Here is a 15,710-nt window from a genome sequence, read left to right as displayed (position 1 = left end):
CCGCTTCTCCATACGATAGGGTTACCTGACGATCACCGGCGGGCCAGCAATCAGCGATATAGCGCTAAAAGTTCATTCACCATGCTGCGTTGTGCAACTTTGCTGCTGATGGTACGCCGCGCTGACACGCGGTGCAGCTTGGCCTCTGCGTACCATTCCAGAGTCAGTGGTGTTTCATGGTTGGAAATCAGCACCGGCACACTGTTCTCATGAGAGAGCTGATACGCCAGCCGGGCCAGATTGCGCTGATCATCCATACTAAAACTGTTGGTGTGATACGCCGTAAAATTGGCGGTGGCGGAAAGCGGCGCGTAAGGCGGATCACAATAGACCACCGAGCCAGCCTGCGCTTTCAGCAACGTGTCCTGATAATGCTCACACACAAACACCGCATTCTTCGCTTTTTCAGCGAACCAGTAGAGTTCTTCTTCAGGGAAATACGGTTTTTTATAACGTCCGAAAGGCACGTTAAACGCACCACTGAGATTATAACGACACAGGCCGTTGTAACAATGGCGGTTGAGATAGAGGAAAAGTACCGAACGACGATAAGGATCGCTGCTGGCATTAAACTCAGCCCTCAGGACGTAAAAACGATCTGATTCGTTAAACTCTGGCGTAAAAAGCACACGAGCATCACGCACGAATTCCTCGGTGCGTGTCTTCACAATGTTGTAGAGATTGATCAGATCGTTGTTGATGTCTGCCAGAATATAAGCGTCATACTCGGTATTTAAAAACACCGAGCCCGCGCCAACAAAAGGCTCGATCAGACAATCTCCCGCCGGAAGATGACGTTTGATGTCATCAATCAGCGGGTATTTGCCGCCAGCCCACTTCAAAAACGCGCGGTTCTTCTTCATGCCGTCAGTAGCTACTTATACAATTCACAGCCGCGGATTGTATCCTGTTTTTAGACAGCAAATCGCGTTGAGATCAGTTTCATTTTTTCAGGTCTTGCTGTACCTGATGTACAGGCTTGACCCACGGTTTTTTCGCCTGAACTTCCGCAGGCAAGCTGGAAATAGCACGTTTCGCCTCTGCAGAAGAAGCATAGTTACCACTCACCAGCACAAACCACGGCTTCCCGTCGCGGGCTGTCTGATAAACCAGATAATTTTTCAGGCCCTGCTGTCTGGCAAATGCATTCAGTGTATTCGACTGCGATGCGCCGCTCAGTTGCAGGGTAAAGTGTGTGCCCGGTGCAGACTTGATGGCAGATGCACTGCCGGAAGCCACGACCGGGGCCGACGCCGCAGGAGCGGCAGTCTGAGATTTGGTTGCCGGTGTTTTCGCCGTGTGCGTCGCCGCAGGCTTATGCTCAGCAGTTTTGGCGGTATGCGCAGGCTGGGTATTGCGTGAAGGCTGCGCCGGACGGGTATGGGTCGCGGAAGGCTGAGAACCCGCCGGAGCCTGAGTCCGTGCCGAACCGTTCACCGTTGCCGGTGCAGTGGGCAGAGAGGTCAGTGACTGAGCGGCAGGCGCCATGCTGCCTTGCGCCACGCCATCCACCTGATTTTGCTGAGCTGAGAGCGCATCGCTCATGTCACCCGGCAAATCGACACGTTCTTTCACCTGACCGTTGTCAGGCACAGGCTGTGCTTCAGTCGGTGTCGGGGAAACCGGCGGCAAGCCGATACTCTTCGGTTGCTGGCCGTCAGCGGGCTGTTGACCATCAATGGCCTGCGCGGTATTGGCCTGAGCCTGCGCGGAAGGTTGAGCAGGTGCCGCCGCGTCGTTACCCGCGAGGCTAATGTCTTTCGGTCCGTTGTTCTGCTGAGCAGACTGGCTGGAGGAAGGTGACTTCATGGCCGAGCCGATACCGACAATCAGCAGAACCAGCACCACGATACCGATGCCGATCATCACGTACTGACGGGAAACAGCGACCTTTGGAAGGGAAGGAGACGGTTTGCGCGCGCGCGGTGGGCGGCGATCGCTGGTATCTGGTTTGAGATCGTCTTCCGGTGTTAAATCATCCATCTAAAACCTCCAACCCGGCAAAAGCCTGAAAGGCTTTACGCGGAGCAACTATCCTGACTAAAAATATAAAGCTTTGCGGGCAAACGTAAAATCGGTCGTTATCTGGCCAAAACTCTGGCCGCTGTCTTAACGGCAATCTTCAATCGAAGCCAGCACCATTTCATGCGATACGCCGGAGCGTACTTCAGACTGACCAATTGCTTTCGGTAAAACCAGACGCAGCTCGCCAGCCAGTACTTTCTTATCACGCATCATGTGCGGCAGATAAGACTGCGCGTCCATAACGTCGGGGCCGGTCACAGGTAACCCTGCACGGGTCAGTAAGGCTTTCACCCGGGCAATATCGCCCAGACTGAATTGTCCCAGGCGATGGGCCGTATAACAGGCCATCACCATACCGGCCGCCACAGCTTCGCCATGCAACCAGTTACCGTAACCCATTTCCGCTTCAATAGCATGGCCGTAAGTATGGCCCAGATTCAGCAAGGCGCGCATGCCGTTTTCACGTTCATCGGCAGCCACAACCTCTGCTTTCAGCTCGCAGCAACGACGGATGCAATAGGCCAGCGCGTTCATATCCAGCGCCAGTAAAGCGTCCATGTTGTCTTCAAGCCAGACAAAGAAGTCGGCATCCAGAATAATGCCGTATTTGATCACTTCTGCGAGACCCGATGACATTTCACGGGCAGGCAGCGTTCGCAGACAGTCGAGATCAACCACCACCGACGCAGGTTGATAAAACGCGCCGATCATGTTTTTTCCGAGTGGATGGTTTACCGCCGTTTTACCGCCAACGGAGGAATCAACCTGAGAAAGCAGCGTGGTTGGCACCTGTACAAAGCGCACACCGCGCTGATAACTGGCCGCAGCGAAGCCGGTTAAATCACCGACAACGCCACCGCCAAGGGCGATCAGCGTAGTATCACGTCCGTGCGGCTTTTCGAGCAGCGCGGAGAACACGTCATTCAGAACAGTCAGGGATTTGTATTGTTCACCATCAGGCAAAATCACCTGATCAACACGAACGCCTGCCTGCTCCAGTACTGAACGGAGTGCGTCCAGATAGAGAGGGGCGAGGGTTTCATTGGTCACTATCATGACCTGATCGCCTGCCTTTACCGGCATAAAAGAAGCCGGATCGTGGAACAATCCGGCAGCAATCGTAATCGGGTAGCTACGCTCCCCTAACGTTACGGTAATCCTCTCCATGTCGCGCTCTGTGACCTTCTTTAACTGACACCCTCAGGCAATGATGGACACCAATAATCAGTTACTTTCCAGCATGTTAATAATCTGGTTAGCCACGACTTTGGCACTTTGATCATCGGTACGAATAGTGACGTCGGCAATCTCTTCATACAAAGGATTACGCTCTCTCGCCAGTGCTTCAAGCACTTCACGTGGCGGAGCACTCACTTGTAATAATGGACGTTTTTTGTCGCGTTGTGTACGCGCCAGTTGTTTTTCGATGGTAGTTTCAAGATAGACGACAACGCCACGCGCTGACAAACGGTTACGGGTTTCACGTGATTTCACGGAACCGCCACCTGTTGCCAGAACAATGCCTTGTTTTTCGGTCAGTTCGTTGATCACTTTTTCTTCGCGGTCGCGGAATCCGTCTTCGCCTTCCAAATCAAATACCCAGCCCACATCAGCTCCGGTACGTCGCTCAATTTCGTGATCGGAGTCGAAAAACTCCATATTGAGTTGCTGAGCTAACTGTCGACCAATAGTGCTTTTGCCGGCACCCATAGGCCCAACCAGAAAGATATTGCGTTTCTCTGCCATGTTTTTCGGTATTACTAAGACAATTCGTTGATGATAACCCGCCCCGCCAATCAAATTAGCGGCGGGACCTAAACTGAAACCTCATGAGCGATATAGTGCGAGATCAGAAAAAAATTATCTCAACACTCTTGGTAGTTTGGCAACCGAATAAATCACTTTGCACGCCGCAGGAGGGAAACCGTACGTTTTTATCGGCGTGTCTGTCGTAATAAAAAGATCACGGTGCTCAATTCGGTAACCCTTGTAAGCTAAATCGAACGCAGCGTCAAACTCAGAAGCCCCTCACGACACAAAAAGTTGCATGTGCTCAACGTTATTGTGCGATTTCCGTTAAGTCAGAATACCCATTTAACGGGTGCGGATTAAGGTCGGGGTAATGAAAATCACCAACTCGCGCCGTTGTTCATTGTTGTACTGATGTTTAAACAAGGAACCGACCACCGGTATGTCCCCCAACACCGGCACCTTGGTATCGGTTTTTTGATTTTTGCGCTGGAAAATCCCGCCGAGGACCAGGGTTTCGCCATCTTTTACGGTGACCTGCGTTTTGATTTCCTGTTTATCAATCGCCAGCGCCTCGCCTTCCGCCTGTTTGATACTTCTTCCGGGCATGTTCTGGCTTATCTGTAAGGCCAGCTGAATGCGTCCGTCGCGCTGAATTTTCGGCATCACTTCCATGCCCAGTACCGCTTCTTTAAATTCAATGGAGGTACTGCCGCTGGCTCCGCTGGAAACCTGATACGGGATCTCCGTTCCCTGTTTGATGCTGGCGGTTTGCATGTGGGCGGTCATCAGACGCGGGCTGGCGATAATATCGACTTTGTCTTCCTGCTCAAGGGCGGTCAGTTCCAGATCGAGTATCCGTCCGCTGATATGCGCCAGATTAAAACCGGCGGTGAATATCGGGTTCTCCACCGGCATCCCCATACTGAAATTGTTCATGCGTACGGCTTTGGTGATGGCTTCCTCACCCGTGAATCCCCAGCGCACGCCAAGTTCCCGCAGGCTTTCACTGTTCATGGTCACGATATGCGCCGCCAGTTGCACCTGTTGTAACGGCAAATCCATCTCTTTTATCCACGGTGCCACGATATCCAGCGCTTCCTGCGTATCACGCAGCAAAAGCGTATTGGTACGGACATCCGCTGTCGCAATGCCTTTTGCCGAAAGCAGCGAGCCTTTCTGCGCATTCAGACTCATTGCCGTCTCTTTGGCATCGGCATAGTGTAACGGCACCGTGAGACTGACCACCGGACGTTGCAGCGCCTGTTGATCAGCGGCCTCTTTTATTTGCTGGTGCACAGCCTGCTGGTCCACTTCGGGCGAGATCAGTAAGACATTGCCCTGCAACTGGCTGGTAAGGCGGTTCATTCGCAAAATAATGTCGAGCGCCTGCTGCCACGGCACATCTTTGAGTTTCACGCTTATCTGCCCTTCCACACCCGGCGCGGTCACCAGATTCAACTGCCGCGAATCCGCCAGAGCCTGCAACACTAACCCGACCGGCGATGACTGGAATTCCAGTGACACCTGCGCCGGTGCGGCGGCGTTTACCGGGCTCAGGCATAAACACAGCAACGACAGCACCATTTTGCTGCCAACATATTTCATCATTTTCATTGTCCCTTCCCTGGAGAATCATTGCGTGTGCCGAGGCGGAGGATCTGACGCTGAACGCCGCAGCGCGCGTCACTGAGAGTGAGTGCCACCTGCGAGGCGCTCAGAAGTTCGACTGTCCATGGTGGCGTGCCGAAGCGGGTGCCGGTTTCGACTTTGCTCCATTGCCCGTCAGGAGACAGCAGCCAGCCGGAACGTTGATCACCCGTCTGTGACACACCACTCAGCGTCCAGTCAGCCGCCTGCAAAACACCCGCACAGGCGGAGGATTGCGGCGCGGCAAAAGGGTCACGCCGGGCGACGACGGCCTGCGTAAGTTCCGTCGTTTTTTCCGCATCAGGGGTTTGAGTGAGCAGTACCGAAACCACCAAACCGGCGTCGTTTGTGTGCAGACTCAGCTCACTGAGGGCAGGATGTTGAGACCCTTGCTGCATCGCATAAAGAAAATCCATCAGTCCGGTAAAAGACGCCTGTAATTCCAGCTCGCCCTCCGGCTGCGCTTTCGCATCAGGCACGGGTTGCCAGCGGATCAGCCGCGCCTGAGACGCTTGCAGCGGTTGGGCAAATTGCTGTTCCAGCGACAGGCTCTGCCGTTCAACCTGCGCATGGTGTTTCAGTTCGCGCTGCAGATGTTCCAGTGGCGGCAGGCGTAGCAATGCCGCCTGAGTACGTGAGATGCCCTGTTGCGCGGAGGCAATGTCGTGCGTCAGCGTCTGCAGTTGTTGCCACATTCCCCGCACTGCGGCCAGATACATCAGGAAAATCAGAACCAGTAAAAAGGCGATCAGGATCAGCGCCCGCTGCCAGCCCGGTTTTTCCATCAGCGGTTCGAGTCGTTCAGCAAGGAGCCGCGTCATTGCGATGCCTCCGCCGCAGCCGGAGAACTGACCGCCCGGAGCGGCGTTTGCATGACAAAACTCAGCAACCCGTCTGGTTTTTGCTGCACATCGGAAAGCCGGACGTGGCCCAGTAATTCGCTCGCTGACAGCGTGTCGCTCAAAGCCAGAATCTGGTGATAGAACCGCCCTTCGCCTTTTAACGTCAGCATTCCCTGCCGCTCTGTCAGTTCATTCAGCCAGATGTCTTCCGGCATCCGGGAGGCCAGCAATTCCAGCAGTTGCAGGTCATCCCGGCCTCGCTGCAAACGCTGATGGCTCAGCGCACGTTTTTCTGTCAGGGCGTTTAGCTGTACAGCGGCGGTTTCCACACGCTGCTGCCGGAGTACCAGCGTTTGTGCAGCGGAATTCAGCGCGGACAGGTGCAGTTGCCGCAGCGCCCTTTCCTGCATAAGAAACGCAACGAGGAGAAAAGTCCCCGTTATAACCAGTACCGGCGTGACGGCAAAAAGCCTCAGCCAGTCACGCATCCGTCGCTGGCGGCGCAGGGCGCGCCACGGCAATAAGTTGACCTGCAGCATCAGTAATCCGCCGCGCGCAATGCCAGCCCGACGGCAGGCGCGAACGCACCGGGGCTGGCAGGCAAAGGGGCTGACAGTTGCGTGATCGCACGCAAAGGCGACCAGTAGTGCATCGGGGCGGGGGCGGGTTCGCCACTGTAATAGTCTTCACGGCTGCACAGTGTCGCCGCACGATATTGTGAGCGGATGTACTGCGACAGCGGCGTTTTCTTTTCGGCTTCTGCCCCTTCCAGCAAACCAAACTGAAACGGCAAACTGTGCGGCGAAGCCCACAGCAGGGCATCATCAAGAGGATGGATCAACATGGCATCGCCGGGCAGCCCGGCAGCCTGAGCCGCGATCTGAAGCGCGCAGGGTGTCAGCTCGATGGCCTCAGGAAACAGCTGTGCCTGCGCCATGCATTGCATCCACTGTTCGATTTCCTGCTGTCTGGCCGCCGTGACAACCACCTGATTGTCGCCGTGGGGATCGGCGCGGTAGTCCATCACCAGATGTTCCACGCTCAGGGGAAACTGCTTTGCCGCATGGGAAAAGATGAAAGCACTGCGCTGTGGCTCACACAAACGGGCATCCGGCGCGGCCATGCGTTGCTGCATAATACGTTGTGCAGGAAGGCTAATTCGCAATGAGAAACCTGCCGGCAGCGTTTTTCGCCAGCACGATAAAATGGCGATCAGCGGCGCGGTCTCATGTAATATCCCCTCCCGCAATGTGAAAGGGGGCAACGGATGCTGCCACCAGTGACGTAATTGCCAGCCATGACGCCGCCGCTGAACGGCGATCGCTCGGGCAAAACCGGCTTGAATATCCAGACCTACCTGCCATGCTTGTAGTCGCATTTTCGCCCAATCTCCATATCGTCAAGTAAATAAAAGAACGTATCCATGTTGCTGGCTTGCCTTTATACTACCGCGCGGTTGTTTATAAACTGCCCAATTGACACTTAATGGGAAATCTCAGGTGAAGTTCGTAAAGTATTTATTGATTCTTGCAGTGTGTTGCATTTTGCTGGGAGCAGCCTCGATCTTCGGTTTGTATAAATATATCGAGCCACAGCTACCCGACGTCGCCACGCTTAAAGACGTGCGCCTGCAAACACCCATGCAGGTTTTCAGTGCCGAAGGTGATCTGATCGCCCAGTACGGTGAAAAACGCCGTATCCCGCTGAAACTTGACCAGATCCCACCGGAAATGGTGCATGCGTTTATCGCGACCGAAGACAGTCGTTTCTATGAACATCACGGCGTGGATCCGATCGGTATTTTCCGTGCGGCTTCCGTTGCGCTGGTGTCCGGTCACGCCTCACAGGGTGCGAGTACCATTACTCAGCAGTTAGCCCGTAACTTCTTCTTAAGCCCCGAACGCACGCTGACCCGTAAAATTAAGGAAGCGTTTCTGGCCATCCGCATTGAGCAGATGATGTCCAAAGACGAAATCCTCGAGCTGTATCTGAATAAGATCTACCTCGGTTATCGCGCGTATGGCGTGGGCGCTGCGGCACAGGTGTACTTCGGTAAAGATGTCAGTCAGCTGACACTCAGTGAAATGGCGGTGATTGCCGGTCTGCCAAAAGCACCGTCGACCTTCAACCCGCTGTATTCTCATGATCGTTCTCTGGCCCGCCGGAATACCGTACTGGCCCGTATGCTGGATGAAAAATACATCACGCAGGCGCAGTACGATCAGGCCCGTGCCGAACCGCTGGTGGCGAATTACCATGCCCCGCACATTGAATTCTCAGCGCCCTATCTGACCGAAATGGTGCGTCAGGAAATGGTGAAACGTTATGGCGACAATGCCTATAACGACGGCTACATGGTTTACACCACCATTACCAGGAAAACCCAGTTAGCCGCGCAGGAAGCCCTGCGCACCAACGTGCTCAATTACGATATGCGCCACGGTTACCGCGGCCCGTCAAATCAGCTGTGGAAAGTGGGTGAACCGGCGTGGGATCAGGACAAGATTGTTCAGTCGCTGAAAACCTTGCCGGTGTATGGCCCGCTGTTCCCGGCGGTGATCACCGCAACGGATGATGCGCAGGCGACGGCCACCATGTCTAACCGCGCAGTGATCAGCCTGCCGTTCAGTGGCATGCGCTGGGCACGACCTTACCGTAATGACAACGCTCAGGGTCCGACACCGAAGAAAGTGTCTGACGTGGTGCGTCCTGGTCAGCAGGTCTGGGTGCGTAAAGTGGGTGATGACTGGTGGCTGGCACAGGTGCCTGACGTCAACTCGGCCATCGTTTCCCTCAATCCAAACGACGGGGCGATTGAAGCCCTGGTGGGCGGTTTCGATTTCAACCAGAGCAAGTTTAACCGCGCCAATCAGGCGGTTCGCCAGCTCGGTTCGAACATTAAACCGTTCCTGTACACCGCGGCGATGGATAAAGGCCTGACACTGGCGACCATCCTCAACGACATGCCGATTACCCGCTGGGATGCCGGTGCGGGCACCGACTGGCGTCCGAAAAACTCACCGCCAACGTATTACGGCCCGATCCGTCTGCGTCAGGGGTTAGGTGAATCGAAGAACGTGGTGATGGTGCGTGCAATGCGTGCGATGGGCGTGGATTACGCGGCAGAATATCTGCAACGTTTCGGCTTCCCGGCAGCGAACATTGTTCATTCCGAATCACTGGCACTGGGTTCCGCGTCATTCACCCCGTTACAGGTTGTGCGCGGTTACGCCACGCTGACCAATGGCGGCTATCTGGTTGACCCGTATTTCATCACCAAAATTGTGGATGAGTCCGGTCAGGTTCAGTTTGAAGCTAAACCGAAAATCGCCTGCCGCACCTGTAATATTCCGGTGATTTATGGCGATACGCAAAAATCTGCGGTGCTGTCGGATGATAACGTCGAAAACGTTGCCACCTCGGCCACCAACAGCAATAACAGTGTGCCTACGCCGCAACTGGAACAGGTGCCACCGAACTCGCCTCAGGTCGATGCCGCGCAGCAATATGCGCCGCATGTGATCAGCACGCCGCTGTCATTCCTGATCAGTGATGCCCTGAACTCTAACATCTTCGGGGAACCGGGCTGGATGGGGACGGGCTGGCGTGCGGGACGTGATCTGAAGCGTCATGACATTGGCGGTAAAACCGGTACCACCAACAGCTCGAAAGATGCCTGGTTCTCCGGATACGGTCCTGACGTGGTGACGTCGGTCTGGATTGGCTTTGACGATCACCGCCGTGACCTGGGGCGTTCAACGGCTTCAGGCGTGATCCCGGATCAAATCTCCGGGGCTGAAGGCGGTGCGAAAAGTGCTCAGCCAGCCTGGGATGATTATATGAAAGCCGTGCTGGATGGTGTGCCGGAGCAGCCACAAACCCCGCCTCCGGGCGTGGTGACGGTCACTATCGACAAGAGCACCGGTAAGCTGTCTGACGGCGGCGGTAACAGCCGTCCGGAATACTTCGTGGACGGAACGCAACCGACTGAACATGCGGTGCATGAAGTCGGGACGACCATTATGGATAACGGTCAGGAACACGAGTTGTTCTGATGCCTGAGCTGTAAAACAAAAAGCCGGTCTGCATCATGCATGACCGGCTTTTTTAATGGTTTTTTATGGCAGGATCAGCGGGCGTTTCGTGTCAGAAAATCGTGCGCCAGGAATAACGCGCTGACATTGCGGGCTTCGCAAAAATCAGGGTGTTCGAGCAATTCCATCATGCGCGACACCGGCCAGCGCGTTTGCGGCAACGGTTCCGGTTCATCGCCTTCCAGACTTTTCAGGTACAAATCTTTGGCAATGACGATATTCATGCGGCTGGAGAAGTAGGAAGGCGCCATGGTCAGTTTTGCCAGCACATCAAAGTGGCGCGCGCCGTAGCCCACTTCTTCCATCAGTTCACGGTTAGCCGCCTCAAGCACACCTTCGCCCGGATCAATCAGCCCTTTGGGAAAGCCCAGCTCGTAGCTTTCGATGCCCACGGCATATTCCTGAATTAACAGCAGCTCATCATCAATGATCGGCACAATCATCACCGCTTCCCGATCGGAAGGACGCATGCGTTCATACACACGTTCAGCGCCATTGCTGAACGTCAGATCGACAGATTCGATGGTGAACAAACGCGAACGGGCCACGGTTTCCACCTTCATGATTTTCGGTTTTTGCAGGTGTTTTGTCATGTCTTCCCCAACGTATTATTCACCTGACCAGAGGTGTTCAAATGGGTTCGTTGTTCTGTTTACAGACGGCTATCAGACGTCATTGTGCGTTAATGAACGCCAGCATCGCAATCTTTACTGAAAAACGGTCTTGCCCCTGCGTATTTCCCGTACAAAATACCCGTAAAAAAACAGCGTTAATCGTGCAAAAAAAGCACGTTAGCTTATGGCTGTCACATTTTTGCTTTAACAAAATCACTCACACTTCAAAATAGGATTATACCGATACCCGTTCGTTCAGAAATACAGGTATCCTCTAGCGTGGTTTTTTTGTGCATAGTATTCAGGCAAACAATAATAAAAATCCTATCAAAAAAGCACCCATGCGCAGAATGTGCATTGCATTTATGTATAATACTTTCACAGAGTTGACGTAAGTCACCCACGTCTGAACGGGGATCGGATGAGCACAGTAGTCGTGACACTGGTGTTGTTGTGTATCGCAATTATTGCCACAGCGTCTTATTTTTGGCTTGTATTGCGCCGCCGCCAACGCGACGAGTCCGTCGTGCGTTTCTCCACACCGAGTCAGCGCAAACTTTCTCAGAAAGAACGTGATGCTGTTGAGCGTTATTTGCGTCAAAACGAAGGCCTCGGCCAGACCCCTATTACCCACCGCAATAATCTGATCATCCTGCGCGATAAACTGACGCTGACCACCAAAAGCGAAAATGTTTACAGCCTGAAACGCGCGATCACCCGCTATGGCGTGGCGAGCGAAGATCCCAATAAATGGCGCTATTTCCTCGATGCGACTGAAATTCACCTGCCCCCGTTCTGGGAGCAATACATCGCTCAGGAAAATCAGGTCGAACTGATCAAGACGCAAAGCCTGCCGCTGGTGATTTCACTCAACGGCCATACGCTGGCGGATCACGTTTATGAAGGACCTGCGCCGGTGTCGGCGGTGATGCCTCCACAGCCGCAGAACGCCTCGATTCGTCATGAAGAAAGCGAACACATTGAACTGGTTAAAGTCCGCCGCGAAACCCGCGAGGAACACGCCCTGACCCGTTCCAACGGTGTCAAAGAAGCGCTGGCGGTTTCCGCGATCCTGCTGATGTTTTTCGTCACGCTGCAAAGCCCGGTGATGTTCCTTCCCTGGCTGCTGGCCATTTCCGCCGGACTGGCGGTGTGGGTTATCTGGCGACTGGTCTGCGAACGCTTAGGTAAAAACCGCAAGGAAATCCATTGCCTGCGCGGTTTACCCAAACGCTGGGGTTTGTTTGGGGAATCCAAACAGGGCGATATCAGCAATATTTCGCTCGGTGCAGTAGACCTGATATATCCGCCGCACTGGCAGCCCTATATTGGCCGTGATCTCGGCCAGCCGACGGATGTGGAAGTCTATATGAACAGCCACGTCGTGCGTCAGGGCAGTGTGCTGTCGCTGCATGAAGAGGTGAAGAAATTTCCGCTCCAGCAATGGGGAAGAAATCTGGTGCTCGCCACCAGCGCCTTCCTTCTGCTGCTGGCGTTACTGGTGTATGTTCCGCTTGGCCTGCCGCTCAAACTCAGCGTGGCCTGGCTTCAGGGCGCGCAAAGCTCACAGGTTAACAGCGTGCAGGAACTGGAAAAGGCCGCCCTGCGCGTCGGCGATACCCTGAAAGTTCAGGGAACCGGCATGTGTTATGTGCCGCCATCCGCCAGCCGTTCTGCGTCCGGTTTTATGCCTTTTGATTGTTCTGCCATTTATTGGAATACCGCGACGCCGCTGCCGGTGCCTCAGTCAGAAATCATTGATGCCGCTACGGCGCTGCAAACGACGGTGAACAACCAGTTACACCCCGGCCAGAACCAGGCACCCGAACAAAACATTAACCCGCAGCTGGCCACCGCCATTGAAAAATCCGGCATGATCCTGCTCGATGACTTCGCGGATATCGTACTGAAAACCGAAGCACTGTGCGGAAACAGCAACGACTGCGTCCGGCTGAAAAATGCGCTGGTGAATCTGGGTAATTCAAGTAACTGGAATTCGCTGCTGAAGCGGGCTAAAGCGGGCACGTTGCAGGGAATTAACGTTCTGCTGCGTCCGGTCAGCGCCCAGTCCCTGAGCGAACTGGTAAATAACGCGACCTCCTCGTTCTTTATTCAGGAAACCCGCCGTGCGGCAGACAGCCTTAACAGTCCGCCACCGGGTGGCTTCCTCATCAGCAATGACGAAGGTCGTCAGCTGATTGAACTGCCGGTGCCGCCGGTGGGCGTATTTGCTAATCCGCCGCAGGAACAATGGAAACAGCTGCAACACTTATCAACGCAGTTGTTGCACACGCCGTTCAGCGCGCAGGGCGTGATCACCAGTATCAGCGTGGATGCCAACGGCACCCGTCATATTTCGCTGCACAGTGAACCGGATATTTCGACGTTGTGGCGGTATCTTGGTACCAGTCTTCTGCTGTTCCTGCTGGTGGGCGTACTGCTGGTCAATACCGTGCTGTTTATCCGCCGTTTCCTGCAAGATAAACGCCGTATCGACGACATTCAGCAATATTACAATTCCTGTTTCCATCCTACGCTGGTCACGATGCCTGCTCATCAGCTGGGCTGAAAACTGGCGGGTGGCCCTGCGCCACCCTGCCCGTTTATGCTAATCTGCCACCCTTCCCTGCTTTCACTGATGCGTTCCTGCGTTCGCTGTTCCCTCCGGCCGCAGGACATGGAGTTTTCATGCCCCCTGATTTTGACTGGAAATGCATTGATACCGTTTTGCTGGATATGGACGGCACCCTGCTGGATCTGGCATTCGACAGCCAGTTCTGGCTACAAGACGTGCCGCTCGCCCTCAGCCAGCAACGCGCCATTCCGCTGGAAAATGCGCGCCAGTTAATTCATGACGAATACCTTGCCGTTCAGCACACCATGAACTGGTATTGCTTTGATTACTGGAGCGAAAGGCTGGATCTGGATATTTACCAGATGACGACCCGCATCGGCAAAAATGCGCGCTTACGCGACGATACGCTGCCCTTTCTGGCGCATCTGCGGGAAAGCGGGCGACAGACCATTTTGCTGACCAATGCGCATCCGCACAGTCTTTCCGTTAAAATTGAACATACCGGATTGGACCAGCACCTTGATTTATTACTTTCTACCCACACATTTGGTTATCCGAAGGAAGATCAGCGGTTGTGGTCGGCGGTGCAGCAGCAAACGGGCTTTGACCCTGACAGAACCTTATTTGTCGATGACGGCGAACCTATCCTCAATGCGGCAAAAACCTTCGGTATCCGCTATTGTCTGGGTATAGAAAATCCGGATTCGACCATGGCAAACAAGTCATTTGAGGGCCATCCCTCCATTAATGACTACCGCAGCCTGTTGCCTGCCATTCACCCCGTAACAGGCCCGGCTCAGTAATACCGGTAAGCTCAGGGGAGAAACATGAAAGGTAAAAAGGAAGACGACGATAATGCCGTTCGCCTCGATAAATGGCTGTGGGCGGCTCGTTTTTATAAGACCCGCGCGCTGGCACGCGAGATGATTGATGGCGGCAAAGTGCATTACAACGGCCAGCGGGGGAAACCCAGCAAGCTGATGGAACTGAATGCCGAAATTACGTTGCGTCAGGGAAATGACACCAAAACGATCATTGTTCTGGGGCTGACGACTCAGCGCCGCAGTGCGGAAGAAGCACAGAAACTGTATCAGGAAACCGGGGCGAGCATTGCCAGCCGGGAAAAAATCTCCGAGGCGCGCAAAATGAATGCCATGCCGCATCCGGACCGCCGTCCGGACAAAAAGGAACGCCGCAACCTGATCAAATTTAAATATGGCGATTCAGAATAAATCGCCACAAAGAGAGAAAATTATGTCAAACCACGACCAACTGCATCGCTACCTGTTCAACCATCACGCCGTCCGCGGTGAACTGGTCTCGCTCAAAGAAACTTTCCAGCAGATTGTTGCCGGTCACGATTATCCGGCCGAAGTGCGTAACCTGTTGGGTGAAATGTTGGTAGCGACCAGCCTATTGACCGCCACCCTGAAATTCGACGGCGATATTACCGTGCAGTTGCAGGGCGATGGCCCGCTGAAACTGGCGGTGATTAACGGTAATAACCAACAGGAACTACGCGGCATCGCCCGTCTGCAAGGCGACATCGCAGAAGGCAGCTCGCTGAAAGAGATGATTGGCAACGGCTATATGGTGATCACCATTTCTCCGAGTGTCGGCGAACGCTATCAGGGCGTCGTGGGGCTGGAAGGCGAAAATCTGGCGGAATGCCTGGAAAACTACTTTATGCAGTCCGAGCAGTTGCCGACCCGTATTTTCATCCGTACCGGTGAAGTGGAAGGCCAGCCAGCCGCAGGCGGTATGCTGTTGCAGGTTCTGCCAGCGGAAGATACCGACCCGGAAGAGTTCAGCCATCTGGCACAGCTGACCACCACCATCAAGGCGGAAGAGTTGTTCACCCTGCCCGCCAACGAAGTGCTGTATCGCCTCTATCATCAGGAAGAAGTCACCCTGTATGAACCGCAGGCCGTATGTTTCCGTTGCACCTGTTCCCGCGAACGCTGTGCTGGCGCGCTGCTGACGCTACCGGATGAAGATATTCTCGAAATGCTGGAAGCTGACGGCAAAATCGAAATGCACTGCGATTATTGCGGCGCAGACTATGAGTTTGACGCAATGGATATGGCGACGCTGAAAGCGGGCGGTGATGTTCATTCCGGCGATGACCACGTTCATTGATCGGTAACACATTCAGCCTGAG

At 54.3% G+C, this 15,710-nt stretch carries 14 protein-coding genes; 5 read left to right on the top strand and 9 right to left on the bottom strand.

What is annotated here, in order from left to right:
- Positions 1 to 50 precede the first annotated feature (50 nt).
- The 8 genes from dam to pilM form a co-directional block, all read right to left on the bottom strand.
- The gene (dam, locus tag EDF78_RS11230; RefSeq protein WP_095923801.1) at positions 51 to 863 is read right to left on the bottom strand and encodes an adenine-specific DNA-methyltransferase; all 813 of its coding nucleotides are present in this window, start codon (positions 861 to 863) and stop codon (positions 51 to 53) included.
- A gap of 79 nt (positions 864 to 942) precedes the next feature.
- Positions 943 to 1,983 carry an SPOR domain-containing protein gene (locus EDF78_RS11225; protein ID WP_095923802.1) on the bottom strand — a complete coding sequence of 347 codons (1,041 nt, stop codon included), beginning with the start codon at positions 1,981 to 1,983 and terminating at the stop codon, positions 943 to 945.
- Between the two features lie 126 nt (positions 1,984 to 2,109).
- Positions 2,110 to 3,192 carry a 3-dehydroquinate synthase gene (gene aroB, locus EDF78_RS11220; RefSeq protein ID WP_119825293.1) on the bottom strand — a complete coding sequence of 361 codons (1,083 nt, stop codon included), beginning with the start codon at positions 3,190 to 3,192 and terminating at the stop codon, positions 2,110 to 2,112.
- 57 nt (positions 3,193 to 3,249) lie between these two features.
- A complete protein-coding gene (gene aroK / locus EDF78_RS11215; protein ID WP_014333540.1) occupies positions 3,250 to 3,771 on the bottom strand; it encodes a shikimate kinase AroK in 522 nt (173 codons plus the stop codon).
- Between the two features lie 348 nt (positions 3,772 to 4,119).
- Entirely contained in the window at positions 4,120 to 5,382 is a 1,263-nt protein-coding gene (hofQ, locus tag EDF78_RS11210; RefSeq protein WP_133823148.1) for a DNA uptake porin HofQ, read from the bottom strand.
- Between the two features lie 5 nt (positions 5,383 to 5,387).
- Positions 5,388 to 6,245, bottom strand: a complete 858-nt coding sequence (locus tag EDF78_RS11205; protein ID WP_133823118.1) for a DNA utilization family protein — start codon at positions 6,243 to 6,245, stop codon at positions 5,388 to 5,390.
- A complete protein-coding gene (locus EDF78_RS11200) occupies positions 6,242 to 6,805 on the bottom strand; it encodes a PilN domain-containing protein (protein ID WP_133823117.1) in 564 nt (187 codons plus the stop codon). The genes EDF78_RS11205 and EDF78_RS11200 overlap by 4 nt, the downstream gene beginning before the upstream one ends.
- Positions 6,805 to 7,644 carry a pilus assembly protein PilM gene (gene pilM / locus EDF78_RS11195; protein ID WP_095923806.1) on the bottom strand — a complete coding sequence of 280 codons (840 nt, stop codon included), beginning with the start codon at positions 7,642 to 7,644 and terminating at the stop codon, positions 6,805 to 6,807. The genes EDF78_RS11200 and pilM overlap by 1 nt, the downstream gene beginning before the upstream one ends.
- Positions 7,645 to 7,765: 121 nt before the next feature.
- On the opposite strand from pilM, the gene mrcA reads away from it, so the two are divergent.
- A complete protein-coding gene (mrcA, locus tag EDF78_RS11190; RefSeq protein ID WP_095923807.1) occupies positions 7,766 to 10,321 on the top strand; it encodes a peptidoglycan glycosyltransferase/peptidoglycan DD-transpeptidase MrcA in 2,556 nt (851 codons plus the stop codon).
- A 74-nt stretch (positions 10,322 to 10,395) separates the two neighbouring features.
- On the opposite strand, the gene nudE is transcribed toward mrcA, so the two are convergent.
- Complete coding sequence (gene nudE, locus EDF78_RS11185; RefSeq protein WP_119825301.1) at positions 10,396 to 10,953, bottom strand: ADP compounds hydrolase NudE; 558 nt, start codon at positions 10,951 to 10,953, stop codon at positions 10,396 to 10,398.
- A gap of 442 nt (positions 10,954 to 11,395) precedes the next feature.
- Here nudE and EDF78_RS11180 point away from each other — a divergent pair, with 442 nt between their 5' ends.
- From EDF78_RS11180 to hslO, 4 genes are all read left to right on the top strand, one after another.
- Positions 11,396 to 13,543, top strand: coding sequence for an intracellular growth attenuator family protein (locus EDF78_RS11180; RefSeq protein ID WP_207391094.1), 2,148 nt, complete (start codon positions 11,396 to 11,398; stop codon positions 13,541 to 13,543).
- A gap of 119 nt (positions 13,544 to 13,662) precedes the next feature.
- The gene (gene yrfG, locus EDF78_RS11175; protein WP_095923809.1) at positions 13,663 to 14,352 is read left to right on the top strand and encodes a GMP/IMP nucleotidase; all 690 of its coding nucleotides are present in this window, start codon (positions 13,663 to 13,665) and stop codon (positions 14,350 to 14,352) included.
- Positions 14,353 to 14,376: 24 nt separating this feature from the next.
- Positions 14,377 to 14,781 (top strand): ribosome-associated heat shock protein Hsp15, encoded by a 405-nt coding sequence (hslR, locus tag EDF78_RS11170; protein WP_095923810.1) that lies wholly within the window; start codon positions 14,377 to 14,379, stop codon positions 14,779 to 14,781.
- Between the two features lie 22 nt (positions 14,782 to 14,803).
- On the top strand, positions 14,804 to 15,688 hold the full coding sequence (gene hslO, locus EDF78_RS11165) for an Hsp33 family molecular chaperone HslO (protein WP_133823116.1): 885 nt from the start codon (positions 14,804 to 14,806) through the stop codon (positions 15,686 to 15,688).
- Positions 15,689 to 15,710 lie beyond the last annotated feature (22 nt).

It is taken from the genome of Rahnella sp. BIGb0236 (assembly GCF_004364755.1).
In the GTDB taxonomy this organism is placed as follows: domain Bacteria; phylum Pseudomonadota; class Gammaproteobacteria; order Enterobacterales; family Enterobacteriaceae; genus Rahnella; species Rahnella victoriana.
This window is presented reverse-complemented; position numbering and strand designations above follow the sequence as displayed.